General features: G+C 41.9%; 10 protein-coding genes. 7 read left to right on the top strand and 3 right to left on the bottom strand.

Translation table 11 applies throughout. The features are described 5' to 3' along the window. Nucleotides 1-272: 272 nt before the first annotated feature. Complete coding sequence (locus PSI23_RS02910; protein WP_273553664.1) at nucleotides 273-1,907, bottom strand: cyclic peptide export ABC transporter; 1,635 nt, start codon at nucleotides 1,905-1,907, stop codon at nucleotides 273-275. Between the two features lie 898 nt (nucleotides 1,908-2,805). On the opposite strand from PSI23_RS02910, the gene PSI23_RS02905 reads away from it, so the two are divergent. From PSI23_RS02905 to PSI23_RS02880, 6 genes are all read left to right on the top strand, one after another. Continuing rightward, nucleotides 2,806-4,017: an aspartate aminotransferase family protein gene (locus tag PSI23_RS02905; protein ID WP_273553663.1), complete on the top strand. Its 1,212-nt coding sequence runs from the start codon at nucleotides 2,806-2,808 to the stop codon at nucleotides 4,015-4,017. 24 nt (nucleotides 4,018-4,041) lie between these two features. Continuing rightward, entirely contained in the window at nucleotides 4,042-5,070 is a 1,029-nt protein-coding gene (astA, locus tag PSI23_RS02900; protein WP_273553737.1) for an arginine N-succinyltransferase, read from the top strand. Between the two features lie 43 nt (nucleotides 5,071-5,113). Further along, entirely contained in the window at nucleotides 5,114-6,592 is a 1,479-nt protein-coding gene (astD, locus tag PSI23_RS02895) for a succinylglutamate-semialdehyde dehydrogenase (protein WP_273553662.1), read from the top strand. Between the two features lie 66 nt (nucleotides 6,593-6,658). Continuing rightward, nucleotides 6,659-8,002 carry an N-succinylarginine dihydrolase gene (gene astB, locus PSI23_RS02890; RefSeq protein ID WP_273553661.1) on the top strand — a complete coding sequence of 448 codons (1,344 nt, stop codon included), beginning with the start codon at nucleotides 6,659-6,661 and terminating at the stop codon, nucleotides 8,000-8,002. Between the two features lie 12 nt (nucleotides 8,003-8,014). Next, on the top strand, nucleotides 8,015-9,049 hold the full coding sequence (gene astE, locus PSI23_RS02885) for a succinylglutamate desuccinylase (RefSeq protein WP_273553660.1): 1,035 nt from the start codon (nucleotides 8,015-8,017) through the stop codon (nucleotides 9,047-9,049). A gap of 35 nt (nucleotides 9,050-9,084) precedes the next feature. Next, nucleotides 9,085-10,509 carry an amino acid permease gene (locus tag PSI23_RS02880; RefSeq protein ID WP_273553659.1) on the top strand — a complete coding sequence of 475 codons (1,425 nt, stop codon included), beginning with the start codon at nucleotides 9,085-9,087 and terminating at the stop codon, nucleotides 10,507-10,509. A gap of 254 nt (nucleotides 10,510-10,763) precedes the next feature. On the opposite strand, the gene PSI23_RS02875 is transcribed toward PSI23_RS02880, so the two are convergent. Beyond that, a complete protein-coding gene (locus tag PSI23_RS02875) occupies nucleotides 10,764-11,750 on the bottom strand; it encodes a CPBP family intramembrane glutamic endopeptidase (protein WP_273553658.1) in 987 nt (328 codons plus the stop codon). A gap of 311 nt (nucleotides 11,751-12,061) precedes the next feature. Here PSI23_RS02875 and PSI23_RS02870 point away from each other — a divergent pair, with 311 nt between their 5' ends. Beyond that, a complete protein-coding gene (locus tag PSI23_RS02870; protein ID WP_273553657.1) occupies nucleotides 12,062-12,745 on the top strand; it encodes a hypothetical protein in 684 nt (227 codons plus the stop codon). A 70-nt stretch (nucleotides 12,746-12,815) separates the two neighbouring features. Here PSI23_RS02870 and pta read toward each other — a convergent pair whose 3' ends face one another. Continuing rightward, nucleotides 12,816-14,960, bottom strand: a complete 2,145-nt coding sequence (gene pta / locus PSI23_RS02865) for a phosphate acetyltransferase (RefSeq protein ID WP_273553656.1) — start codon at nucleotides 14,958-14,960, stop codon at nucleotides 12,816-12,818. Between the last annotated feature and the right edge of the window lie 174 nt (nucleotides 14,961-15,134).

Here is a 15,134-nt window from a genome sequence, read left to right as displayed (position 1 = left end):
TTTTTATTACACATTTCTAATAGTGTTTTTCTAATGTGTCTAATTTTATTATAGGCGTTATGTGTTAAAGTTTATTGTTGATGGTGATTTTATGTTCATGTCGTAACTCAAGTTTTATTGGGTATATAAAGTGAAATAAGAGCCTAATAAAATAGACTCTTTGCTATTGAGCTTTATTTCATTTTATATTATTTAATTTCAATTTCATTGTTGTCGATTATATTTTAATCAACTATGTCATTCATCTTTAATCTTACATTGGAATTTGAAATTCATGGGGTGTAATGGTTTTTATTACTTATTTCTTTGATATGACCATCATCTAATTTGATAATACGATCGGCAATATCAAAGTAAGCATCATCATGGCTGATAATTATGACAGTTTTACCACTGGCTTTTAATTCAGGTAGTAGCTCAGTATAGAATAAGCGTTTAAATACCGGATCTTGGTCGGCGGCCCACTCATCAAATAGATAAATAGGACGGTCTTCTAAATAGGCTGACACTAATGCCAGTCGTTTCCGTTGACCCGCAGAAAGATTAGTTGTGGAAAATCCGCCATCAACGATTTTAACTTTGTGTGCCATGTTTAGTGCTTCAATATAATGTGTTGCCTTTTCGGTGACATTCGCATCGCTATTGAGTAATTGCTCAAATAGATGGTAATCAGAAAAAACAGCAGCAAAATTTTGACGATAATGCTCATTATTAGAAGACGTTACTTGTACACCGTTTAGTAAGATTGAACCAGATTCTTGTTCAAACAGACCAACAAGTAACATGGCAAGCGTTGTTTTCCCACTGCCGTTCCCACCGACAATGAAAACAATTTCGCTTTGTGATATTTTCAAACTCAATGGGCCGAGTGCGAACTGGCGATCCTCTTTATCAGTCGTGTAATGGTGAATAACATCTTTTAGTTCAAGCTCTATTGGCTGTTGGCTTTTGAATGGGCTAGGGCCTTCAATTTGCACGGACAGTACTTCTTCCAGCTGGCTATCAAGGCGACGCATTTTATTCAATGAGACTTCCGCTGCCCTCAGTTCTGGAATTGCGCCGATAACCTCACTGATCGGGCCTGATAAGAAGAGAACAAGCAGCGATACAGTAACCAGCGTTGATGGTTCTTGAGGGATCCAAATTGGAATGACAAAGACGATTAAGCCAATAATGACATAGAATGTAACCGCACTGGCGTTAATGACCCAGGCATAGCTGGTGTTTGCTTTAATACAGATCTCTTGGAATACTTTAGCTGCCGGGGCAATCACTTTATTGATAAAAAGATTGCCTTTTTGTTTATTGAGTTGCAGCTCTTTGCTGCCATCAATCAGACTTTGGAAATTAAGGTATATCTTATCTACTTGATCACGCATCTGTGTCATTAATTTCAATGGATGTTTTTCCCACAGATAAAACAGATACATTCCGATAAGACTCAATACAGCCAGAATGAGAAACAGTTGCCAAGACATCCAGGCTAAATAACTAAAACAGGCTATGATTAGGGTGACATTACCAAAAACAGCCGGTGCCAACATAAAGGAATGTACGAAAACATCGACGTCTTTAGTTAAAACTGCCAATAAACCGTGTCGCCCAAGTTTGTGTAGTTTTTTGAGTGGTGCACGTAAGATTTTGTTACTCAAACTTAGGCGCAATGAAAAAATCGTGGATTGGGCTAAATGGGATAATGTAATTTCTGATACGGTTTTAGTAATAAAAAAAATAAAACAGATACCAAAAAAACCCCAGAGGAATGTAGTTAGGTTGATCTTTTCTGTTACTCCTTGACTGATCATCCCGACTATCGAAGCACCGGCAAACCCACTAATTAATGCGCTTATTGTCGATACTAGCAGTAATACCCATGATTGACGATATAAATAAGCTATTAGAGTCATAAAAAACAAGCCATTGTCGAAGGTTATAATTAATATGAAAATTCATATGTCTGTCTACTCAATCCATTATGGTTGTTTTTTTCTTATCAAACTGCAAGCGTGATTTATAGCATGGCAATATTAATAAATATAACTGTGATAAAAATAACTCGCTATGTGAATGATAACAATACTTAATTTCATAGATAAATTATCTGAGTAATGTTTTTTAATAAATAATATAATTTATTGGGTATCTATGAATGATAGGGAAACAGAATAAGAAAGTATTTCTATAAAAGCCATGGTATCTCCTAGGGAATAAGGGCAAGTAGGGAATCGAAATTTAGGTATCCGTGTTAACAGGGTAAAGTCACCTTAATTTTCCTGAAAATTTGGCATTCTTAGATCATCAGCTACATTGTGCTATAAGGGTAAAATAGGAATGTTTTCATTTAATTATTTGATTTTTAAACATATTATTGATATTTAGTGTAAAAATTGTTAATTGCAAATACATTTTTTAGATCATGGGCATAATTGGTGCCTATGATCTATGAATAATTATTGAGCGGTAATACCCTATTTCCTTTATCTTCGATTATATACTTCTTTTTTATTTATTTTTTTATGCATAAATGATGCATAAATCTAAAGTAAATTCATTTTTATAAATTGTGAAAAACATCATAAAAGTAAATTTATTGTAATTTTATTGTGTTGACTTTGTTATGTCTCAAAGGGATTATGAGGTTAATTACTAATCAAAAGGATAAAAAAATCTTGCGATAATAATGTCATTGGAAATGTATCGAAACAATGAATTGATGATCTAAATGGAAACATTCATTAAAAATGATATTCAATGATATATAAATTTATTTTTCTTTTTATATCCTAATTATTTGAGGAAAAACGAATGCCTAACACAATTCAAAGAAATTGGTTTGACCAGTATATGGTTCCCTGTTTCTCACCAGCAAATTTTATTCCGGTCGTTGCTAAAGGTTCGCGTGTCTGGGATCAGGATAGTAAGGAATACATTGATTTCGCTGGTGGAATTGCCGTGAATTCATTAGGGCATGCCAATGATGAATTAAAGAATACATTAAGTTTTCAAATGGAAAACATCTGGCATATTGGTAATGGTTATACAAATGAACCTGTTTTAAAACTGGCTAAATCTCTGGTTGAAAATACATTCGCAGATAAAGTTTTTTTCTGTAATTCTGGTGCAGAAGCGAATGAAGCCGCATTAAAAATTGCCAGAAAATATTCTCTCGATAAATATGGAAATTATAAGAACGAGATTATTTCATTTGAAAATTCCTTCCACGGCAGAACATTATTTACTGTGACTGTAGGCGGCCAGCCTAAATACTCCCAAGACTTTGCTCCATTACCAGAACAAATTATTCACCTGCCATTCAACGATATCGGCGCTATCAAAGCTCACATATCAGAAAAAACCTGTGCTGTGATTGTTGAGCCGATTATTGGGGAAGGTGGTGTGATTCCTGCCGAGCCTGCATTTTTGAAAGCACTGCGGGAGTTATGTGATCAACATCAGGCGTTGCTGATTTTTGACGAAATCCAAACTGGTGTCGGCCGAACCGGATATTTGTATGCCTATGAGGAAACTGGCGTAGAACCCGATATTCTGACCAGTGCCAAGGGGCTTGGTGGTGGGTTCCCAATTGGTGCCATGTTGGTTAGACAACATATCGCAGAGGCTTTCCAACCAGGAACACACGGGACAACATTTGGTGGAAACCCGCTGGCAGCAGCCGTTGCCGGTAAAGTCATCGAATTGGTGAATCAGCCGGAGTTTCTTGCGGGGGTACAAGAGCGTCACCGTGAATTTATGAGACGCATGTCCGAGCTTAATCAACGTTATCAGGTATTCAGTGAATTGCGTGGGAAAGGGTTATTGCTGGGGGCTGAATTGGATAAAAAATATCAGGGCAAAGCGAAGACCCTGACCAATATCGCTGCGGAAGAAGGATTGATTGCCTTAATAGCCGGCCCTGATGTGTTGCGTTTTGCTCCTGCGTTAAATATCGAACAGCAGGATATCAACGACGGTTTCATCCGCCTTGAAAATGCCCTCAAGCGATTTGTTCAGGAATAAAAGACGATTTGAGGTGATATCATGATGCTATTTAGATCCGTTCAACATGAAGATCTGGGGGATATCCTCAATCTTTCGTCCCGTGCTGGCATTGGCCTGACGACATTGCCAAATAATCAGGAATATCTGACGGCACGGATTTCACGCAGCATTGATTCTTTCAACGATGCAAGGGGACGAGCACAACAAGGATTTTTGTTTACCTTGGAAGACACGGAAAAGCATCGTGTTGTTGGTGTCAGTGCGCTGGAAGTTGCTGTTGGGCTGGAAGAGCCTTTCTACAATTTCCGCGTACATAGATCAGTGCGGGCTTCCCGCGAATTGGGGGTTTATAATTCATTTGAAACGCTGATTGTCGGGCAGGATTATACCGGGTCCAGCGAATTGTGTACGTTGTTCCTTAACCCTGATTATCAGGGAGGAGGCAATGGCGTTTTTCTTTCCAAAAGCCGGTTTCTGTTCATTTCTGCATTCAGGCATCTTTTCCCAAAATCTATTTTTGCGGAAATGCGTGGGGTTGTGAATAACCAAGGTGAATCTCCGTTTTGGAATGCACTGGGGCAACACTTTTTCAATGTTTCTTTTGAGCAGGCGGATTATTTAACCGGGATTGGTACAAAAAATTTTATTGCGGAATTAATGCCATTCTACCCGATTTATGTCCCCCTATTATCTGAAGACGCCCGTCAGGTCATCGGTCAGGTGCATGAAAATACCGTACCTGCCCGTACCATTTTAGAAAAAGAAGGGTTCTCTTATAACGGTGCCGTCGATATTTTTGATGCCGGTGCCATCTTGGATGCGGAAATTGACAATGTACGCACAGTCAAAGCCAGCCGGCTTGTACATGTTAAAAAAATTACAGATTTTCCCCGTCCGCAGGATGGCATACCGCACATTGTTTCTAATCTGCATTTTGAGGAATTCGGAGCGTTACTTTTGAATTTTCCCCATCCCGTGGAAGGTGATGAACTGGATCTGACCTCAGCTGAGATGGACGCGCTTCATGTGAATGATGGCGATCTAATACGCTTTGTTTCTCTTTGCTCTTAAATGTTTTCACAATAAGGGCTTTCACAATTAAGGGCTTTTCATTATGAATCATCAAGCAAATTACATTGGCGGTGAATGGATAGCAGGGCAGGGATTGCCTGTCACCAAATGTTCCCCTGTTGATCAACGGGTTATATGGCAGGCAAATGGAGCATCTGCCCGTCAGGTGGATGATGCCTGCCAATCTGCCCGTAAGGCATTTCCAGAGTGGTCTAGGTTGGCGGTTGAAAAGCGTATTGCAATTATTCAAACATTCGCTGAGCTGTTAAAGCAGGAAAAAGAAAATATCGCCCGTGTGATCAGTGAAGAAACCAGTAAGCCGCTGTGGGAAACACGGACAGAAGTCCAATCCATGATGGGTAAAATTGCTATCTCCATAGAAGCATGGGAAGAGCGGACAGGGTATTCTGAAATGCCCATGCCTGATGGTAAGGCAATATTGCAGCATCGTCCTCATGGCGTCATGGCTATCTTCGGCCCCTATAATTTTCCCGGCCATTTGCCGAATGGGCATATTGTTCCTGCGTTGATCGCTGGTAATACACTCGTGTTCAAACCCAGTGAATTGACACCAATAACAGCCGAAAAAACCGTGGAGTTATGGATCAAGGCGGGGTTGCCAGTAGGCGTTCTGAATCTGGTTCAAGGGGGGAGGGAAACCGGCGGAGCGTTGCTGGACAGTCGTGAAATTGACGGTGTGTTGTTTACCGGCAGTGCAGCAACGGGATTTCACTTCCATCGTGTGCTGGCAGGTCAGCCAGAGAAAATGCTGGCGTTGGAAATGGGGGGAAACAACGCCCTGATTGTGGATGATTATGATGATATTGAGGCGGCAGTTTATACCATTATCCAATCCGCGTTTATCTCCGCAGGACAGCGCTGTACATGTGCCCGCAGGTTGCTGGTGAAACAAGGAGAGAAGGGAGATGCGTTAATCCAACGATTGCTTGATGCCGTAGGTCAGATTGTCCCAGCGCATTGGGATGCTGAGCCTCAGCCTTTTATGGGCGGTGTAATCTCTTTGGCGGCAGCGGAAAGTTTGCGGGAAGCTCAATCCAAGTTGCTGGCTTTAGGGGGGATCGCTTTGCTCACCTTAACCCAGCCTGATCCGCATTCAACGTTTATGACTCCCGGCATTATCGACATGACCAAGGTTAAAAATGTCCCCGATGAAGAATATTTCGGCCCTCTGCTGACTTTAAGGCGCTATGCCACTTTCGATGAAGCTATCTCGATTGCGAATGATACACGGTTTGGACTGGCTTCTGGGCTGATTTCTCCTGATGCCTCTTTGTTCCAGCGATTATTGCAGGAGGCGAGAGCGGGGATTGTGAATTGGAATAAGCCGCTGACGGGGGCATCGAGTAAAGCACCGTTTGGTGGTATTGGAGCATCGGGGAATCATCGCCCTAGTGCTTATTATGCCGCAGATTATTGCGCTTGGCCGATGGCATCCCTGACGGCTGACAATTTGACTCTGCCGGAAACATTGGCTCCAGGGCTTGATTTTTTTCAGTCTTGATTTCTTCCAGTCTTGATTTTTTCAGCCTTAATTTTTTTATTAATAAATAGGATGTTAGAGGTGATTATGTCGGGAATTGAAGCAAATTTTGATGGTTTGGTGGGAATGACTCACCATTATGCCGGACTATCAATGGGGAATGAGGCTTCCATGAATCATCGGGGGCAAGAGTCCAATCCCCGCAAAGCCGCACTTCAGGGATTGATGAAAATGAAAGCATTGTCTGATATGGGATTGGTGCAGGGGGTTTTGCCCCCGCAGCAACGCCCTAATCTCCCTGCCTTGCGACAGCTGGGATTTATGGGCAGTGACGAACAGGTACTCAATAAAGCAGCACAATATTCCCCATTATTGCTGTCCAATCTCAGTTCTGCTTCTTCCATGTGGGCTGCAAATGCAGCAACGGTTTCCCCTTCAACAGATAGCGCGGATCAGCGTGTCCATTTCACGGTGGCAAACTTAAATAATAAGTTGCATCGTTCTCTGGAAAGCATCACGACTTCACGTGCCCTGAAAGCGACGTTTTCTGATCAAAATTATTTCGTCCATCATGATCCTCTGCCGCAACATGCAGATTGGGGAGATGAAGGGGCTGCGAACCATAATCGTTTTTGCGATGAGTATGGCGAAGCCGGTGTTCAGTTATTTGTCTATGGACGCAAAGCATTACAGACAGGTATTGCGCCTGGGCGTTATCCCGCACGGCAGACGCTGGAGGCGAGTCAGGCAGTTGCCCGTCTGCATCAGCTTGAGAGTTCCAGAATCGTATTTGCCCAACAAAATCCTGCTGCCATTGATAGTGGTGTTTTTCATAACGATGTTATCGCAGTCAGCAACCGCAATGTGCTTTTCTATCATCAGCAGGCTTTCTTGAATCAGCAATCAGTATTGGACGAGTTAAGGGAAAAAATGGCGCAGCTTGGGCATACCTTGATTGCAATTGAAGTTCCTACAGAGCAAGTCAAAATTCAAGATGTGGTCGAATCCTACTTGTTTAACAGCCAGCTATTGAGCCAACCAGATGGCAACATGATGCTGATTTTGCCGGAAGAGTGCCGTCAAAATCACAATGTCTCGGCCTATTTACAAAAGTTGATTGCGCAAGGAAATTCTCCCATCAATAAGCTCCACTTCTTTGACTTGCGGGAAAGTATGCGTAATGGCGGTGGGCCAGCTTGTTTGCGACTCCGGGTTGTTTTGAACGAACAAGAGTTGGCGGCGGTAAATCCTGCTACCTTGATGACACCAGAACTGTATCAACGCCTGACGGTATGGGTTGAGCGGCATTATCGAGATTCTCTGTATGCGGCTGATTTAGTCGATCCGCAACTGTTAAACGAAGTCTATTCTGCCCTTGATGAACTGACACAAATCCTCAAGCTTGGTTCGATATACGAGTTTCAGCGCTAATCAGGAGATAAAATGGATTTATTGGCCTTATTGCTTGAAAATAAATTGCTTGAAAATAACTTGTGTTTTCCGCCAACAATTAAATCATCGTGGTTAGCGGAAGGCGTGTTGCAGCTATTACCGCTATCACAAGAATTACCGCTATCACAACAATTACCGCTATCACAACAATCATCTTCACCTGAAAAAGCAGCTGATACGCTGATTATCTCAGCCGGAATTCATGGTAATGAAACGGCACCTGTGGAAATCCTTATCCAGTTATTGTCACAACTGGCGCAGGGGTACTTGCCATTGCAGCAAAACCTTCTGTTGATATTCGGCAACTTACCCGCTATGCGTGAAGGGTGGCGATATATTGATAATGATCTCAACCGTATGTTTGGCGGTCGTTATCAAAACTTCCCTGTGGGGAATGAATCGAAGCGCGCAATGGAGCTGGAGTCTGTTATCCGTCAATTTTTTAATGAACCCGCAGTTATGGCATCAGCCAAGCACAGACACCTTGATCTTCATACCGCAATCCGAGGTTCCTGCCATGAGCAATTTGCTTTGTTGCCATATCAGACGCGTGAACATGCCGCTGAGTTTTTACAATGGTTGGAAGATAGTGATATTGATGCCCTGGTGTTTCATAACACGGCAGGAGGTACGTTCAGTAACTTTACCAGCGGATATTTCAATGCGGACAGTTGCACGTTGGAAATAGGTAAGGCATTGCCTTTTGGGCAAAATGAGCTGGCAAGGTTCAGTAATATTACAGCGGCTTTGCAGGATTTGATCTCTGGCCTGTCTTCAATCAAACGAGATAAACCGACACTTAAACGCTATCGCGTGGTTGATGCAATGATCAAACAACACGACAGTTTTCAGCTCAATATTCCAGAGGATACTAAAAACTTCACTGAATTAGCGGAAGGTTTTGAAATCGCTCGCCAGCAAAATCAATCTTGGAAAATCACATCTCCTGCAAACTTTATTCTGTTTCCTAATGCCCGTGTTGCTATCGGGCTACGGGCAGGCTTGTTGTTGGCGAAATTAACATAATAAATTCATAAAAAAGCAAGCCGTAGAGGTTATTGATGACGAAATCATTAAAAACGCCTGTGGAACAATCCGCAGGTGCGCAGAAACTTCATCGTGGATTAGGTAAACGTCATGTCCAGTTGATTGCAATTGGAGGTGCTATTGGTACGGGATTATTTATGGGAACAGGGAAAACCATTGCCGTATCAGGGACTTCAATTATTCTGACTTATCTTTTGATTGGCTTTTTCGCCTTTATGGTAATGAGGGCAATGGGGGAGTTGTTGCTCTCTAAATTGGATTATAGGACGTTCGCCGATTTTGTGGCTGATTATCTCGGGGATAAGGCCAGCTATTTTCTGGGATGGACCTATTGGATGAGCTGGGTTGTCAGTTGCATCGCAGATGTTGTGGTATGCGGTGGGTATATCCAGTATTGGTTCCCCAATAGTTGGCTTTGGCTAACGGCACTGTCTATTTTGGGATTAATGTGCTTATGTAACTTTTTTTCAGTGCGGCTATTTGGTGAAACGGAATTCTGGTTTGCCATGATTAAAGTCGTAGCGATAGTTGCTTTGATTATTGTTGGCATTGGCATGGTTTTTGTGGGATGGACTTCACCCAATGGCGTGACAGCTTCTGTTCGTCATTTGACGGAACCAGAAGTATTCCTGCCGAATGGGGTATTCGGGTTTCTGGCGGGTTTTCAAATTGCCATTTTCTCCTTTACAGGTGTTGAGCTGGTCGGCACTGTGACGGCTGAAACGAAAGAGCCAGAGAAAGTTTTACCGAAAGCTATTAACAGCATTCCCATTAGAGTCATTATCTTTTATGTGCTTTCCATCATGTGCATTATTGCTGTTACTTCATGGCCACATATTTCACCAGACGTGAGTCCATTTGTGACACTGTTTGCACTAGCTGGGTTGCCGGCAGCCGCCGCGGTGATAAATTTTGTCGCGCTGACTTCGGCTATGTCTTCAGCGAACAGTGGGCTATATGCCTGTACCCGAATGCTTTATGGCCTGTCGACGGAAAAGTTGGCGCATAGTAAATTTGGGCAACTTTCTATAAAAAGCGCGGTTCCTGTTTTCAGCTTGATGTTCTCGGTTATTTGCATGATATGTGGTGTATTTTTGTTGTTTATCATTCCCAATGTAATGAAATTATTTACTATTGTTACTACAGTCGCAGCCATCATGGTTATTTACAGTTGGTGTATGATATTGCTTGCTTATCTGGCTTACCGAAAGAAGCGGCCTGACTTGCATAAAAAATCCATTTATAAAATGCCGATGGGTATTCCCATGACTTGGTGTACTTTGATATTTTTTGCCTTTACGGTGGTGATTATGATATTTGATTATGACACCCGTATGGCATTATATGGTACGCCAGTGTGGTTTGTGGTATTGGAAATTTTGTGGCGCAGACGGAAAAACAAGCAACAGAGAAGTGCTCATGATGAAATAGTAAATTAGCGTTTTGCAAATAACAGGAAATAAAATAAGATGATATTTATTTTTAAGACTATTTTTCTAATAAAGAGATGTATTGAATATTTTATTGATTAATCAAATTTAATTTTAAATTATATCTATGACAATGCCTTTTTATTATATTTTGGTATTATGATGTTATGTTACCTATTACAATTTTAATAGTTTCTCTTCTAAGCCCCACCACTAGACCTTTCTCTTGCGGTAGGGCTTTATTATAAGTCACATGTGTGTAATTAATTTACTGACCGAGTCACGTTCCTCCAATTGAGTACACCTACAATTTTTGGATAAAACACAATCACAAGTGTTATGATAATTATCATTGCGGAGCCGATGACAAAATGTGATATTGAGATATCTTTAGGATTTGGTGGAACAATACCAAAACAATAGGGTAGAAAGACAACTATATTGTTTACCATGTGAAAAGCTATCGGAATTTCAAGACCGCCTGTTATCCAGGCAAGTATCCCCAAGCATACCGCAAATATCGAAATTTCAATAAGACCCAGTGAGTTGTAATTATGACTGAATGTAAAAAATGGTAGTGAGAATAAAATTGGTACAGCTACATAAGGAGTCCATGCTCCAAAGAATTGACTGAGAAACCCACGAAAAAATATCTCTTCGGATGCAGCCTGGAGAGGAATAAATATCAATACGAGGAGCAATGCACCGAGTGATAATATATCAACTTTTAACTCGGAAGCAGGATAACTATCAAAAACAAAAATTATCGCAATCGCATCTAGGATTATGAAAAAAAGTGCAATCACAGCTACAGCCCTCAAAAAAAGCCGTGTTCTGAAACGCCCTGTTACTGACAAAACAGTTTTGAACGAGCGTTTTCCCACCGTACGAACAGCTACCATGACAGCAGGAATTAGCAGGATGATAGTCATCATGCTAATGATAAAATTTAACGGTTTTCTGGGGGATATATGATCGAATGAATTATCGATACCTAAGAAGTCGGACATGTAGTCAGATATCACCATCTGTGGGTTTATTAACATCCCAAGTACAGTCCAGAGTACAAGCAAGAGCCCTGCAACCAGAAAAAATATCAATAGTTCTGCTATAGGCCTCCACCAACGATAATTGGAAGACATCTTGGCAGCTCGAAAGTAGTTTGTTCCTAAGCAACTTCTTTTTTTTAAAAGGCTCTTTATGGGGAGTTTTAAAAGTGAGACGTTGTTATCATTAGTAATTTCTTTCATAAAATATATCCCATAGATTTATATTTTCTTTATGTATAGCATCCAGAGAACAGGTCTTTCAAGTCTAAAAATTTTCATCTCTTATCTGCTCTGTATATAAACAATCAGAAATCAATATCATATGATCTTTTAGACAGTGAATTTAATCAGTAATGATGTTAGCGTTTTTTTAATGACAACAGACGACAGTTAGTACTACAGTTGTAACTATTGGTCTTTTAAGAATGATCGTTATCATTTTTTAATTTCATGTAATGAAAAGATTATGCCAGAGAGCTATTGTTAATGAATAACCAGAGGAGAATGGCATTATGGTATCAAGGTCAAAATCCTTTAATATGAATAATCCATATACTAAAGGTACGTTAAACAGTTGGAAATCCAGCCCTGATCTATCTTCATATTTTATTGACAGATTATCTCTCAATCTAAGGGAAGTTTCTCCACAAGAGGCATTAAATTCCGTTAAGCAAATTAAAATGCAAATAGAAAGAGATAAATGGCAATATGTACCTGAAAAAAATGAAAAATTGGATGAAGAACAAAAGAAATGGAATAATCGATGTTACTGTGCTGTGGATATGTTTGAAACAGGATTAAATGTAATACAAGATATAAGATTTGATTCTAAGCATGAATATAATTGTATTATTGCCTATTTTAGAGGCTCTCCTGTCGGTGTTTTAATCTTGTCTTATACTTCAGATTTATCTGACTCACCTGAAATTGTTGTTTTGGTAACGCACTGTGGTCTCAAAGGAGGCGGTGCTTTACTGATAGAATACGCAGTAAATAAATCTAAGGAATTAGGAAGAAGTGGAAAGTTGAAAATGCTTCCGCTTGGTGATGCACAAAATGTCTTTCTTAATATGGGATTTGTCGATGCCAGCTCGGGTGATATTGAGCTAAATCCGGCAGAAAGTAATAAATGGTATATTGTGCAAGGTAAATACCGTTTTCATAAAAGTTTTGGTGGTCACTTATCAGAAAGATAGGTCGCTCAGGATATATCATAAAAAATAACCCCATGCCAACAGCATGGAGCTATTTTATGCCGCTAGAAAATTATGCGTTTTCTTGCTGAGTTGACTGAATTGCCGTCAGTGCAACAGTATAAACGATATCATCAACCAGTGCGCCACGGGACAAATCGTTAACTGGCTTGCGCATGCCTTGCAGCATTGGTCCGATAGAGACCAGATCCGCAGAGCGTTGTACCGCTTTATAAGTGGTGTTACCCGTGTTCAAATCTGGGAAGATAAACACGGTAGCCTGACCAGCAACTGGTGAGTTTGGCGCTTTGGATTTCGCCACGTCGGCCATGATAGCTGCGTCGTACTGCAATGGGCCGTCGATGATCAGGTCAGGGCGTTTCTCCTGTGCCAGACGGGTCGCTTCGCGAACTTTCTCAACATCGCTGCCTGCACCAGAGTTGCCGGTAGAGTAGGAGATCATCGCAACGCGAGGTTCGATACCAAACGCTTTTGCAGAATCTGCGGATTGAATAGCGATTTCAGACAGTTGCTCAGCGGTTGGATCTGGGTTGATCGCACAGTCACCGTAAACCAATACTTGCTCTGGCAGCAACATGAAAAAAACAGAAGAAACCAGTGAGCTGTTTGGCGCAGTTTTAATTAACTGTAATGGCGGACGAATAGTGTTAGCAGTGGTATGAACCGCACCGGAAACCAGACCGTCAACTTCGTTTTGCTCCAGCATCATTGTTCCCAGAACCACGTTGTCTTCCAGCTGTTCGCGGGCAACCACTTCGGTCATGCCTTTGTTCTTGCGCAGCTCAACCAGACGTGGAACATAACGTTCACGTACTGCCGCCGGATTAACGATCTCAATCCCTGCACCCAGCTCAACACCTTGAGCCGCAGCCACACGACGGATTTCTTCTGGATCGCCCAGCAGGATACATTCTGCTATGCCACGTTCAGCACAGATAGCTGCTGCTTTGACAGTACGTGGTTCGTCACCTTCTGGCAGGACGACACGTTTGCCTGCCTGACGGGCCAGCTCGGTCAGCTGATAGCGGAATGCTGGTGGAGACAGGCGGTTCGGGCGCTCTGATGTTGCCGCCAGAGAATCGATCCACTCGTTGCTGATGTGCTGTGCAACGTAGTTCTGGATTTTTTCGATACGCTCGTGGTCATCAGCCGGAACTTCGAGGCTGAAACTTTGCAGATTCAGGGAAGTTTGCCATGTATTGGTTTTTACTGTGAAAACTGGCAGACCAGTGTTGAATGCGCGTTCGCACAGTTCACGGATAGGCTCATCAATTGAGTAACCACCGGTCAGCAATACAGCACCAACGTCAATGCCGTTCATGGCAGCCAGACACGCAGTAATCAGTACGTCAGGGCGGTCAGCAGAAGTCACCAGCAGAGAACCCGGACGGAAGTATTCCAGCATGTTAGGAATGCTGCGGGCACAGAAAGTCACGGATTTGATGCGACGGCTTTCGATGGCACCTTCATTGATGATGTCAGCTTTCAGGTGCTTGGCCATATCAATCGCACGGGTAGCGATCAGATCGAAACTCCATGGAATGCAGCCGAGAATTGGCAACGGGCTGTTTTTGAAGATGGTTTTTGGATCGATGTGCGCAATGGTCGCTTTGGTTGATTCGTCAAAAATCTCAGACAAATCTGGGCGGGTGCGGCCTTGGTCGTCAACTGGTGCATTCAGTTTGTTGACAATAACACCGATAATATTTTGATTCTTGATACCGCCGTATTCAGCGCGGCTCAGTTCAATACGCTCTTTCAGCTGTTCCGGGCTGTTAGTCCCCAATGCAGTCACGAATACGATTTCAGCATTCAGGGTCTTGGCGATTTCATAATTCAGAGATTGGGCAAACGGATGTTTGCGGGTCGGAACCAGACCTTCAATCAGAACGACTTCTGCATCTTTGGTGTTTTCGTGGTAATGCGCCACGATCTCTTCCATCAACACGTCTTTTTTGTTAGTGGTCAGCATTGATTCCACATGCGCCATATCCAGAGGTTCAGCAGTATGGATGCTGGAGTGTGAACGGATAATGGAGGTGGTTTGATCCTGAGAACCTGTGTGACGTGGTTGTGCGATAGGTTTGAAAACGCTCAGACGAACGCCTTTTTGCTCCATGGAGCGAATAACACCCAGACTGACACTGGTTAAACCAACGCTGGTGCCAGTAGGGATTAACATAATTGTACGGGACACGGAAACCTCTTTAACGGTTGCTCGTCAGTCAATAAATGTGACTCAGTGCGATATATTCAATGCTATATAAATAGATGAAACACGAACCATGAGCCAACGCGATATTTATTAAGGAAATATTTATTAAGGAAATATTAATCAATGTACTTATGGAACGTACTCATGAATACAGAA

This window comes from Xenorhabdus yunnanensis (assembly GCF_028598805.1).
GTDB lineage: Bacteria > Pseudomonadota > Gammaproteobacteria > Enterobacterales > Enterobacteriaceae > Xenorhabdus > Xenorhabdus yunnanensis.
This window is presented reverse-complemented; position numbering and strand designations above follow the sequence as displayed.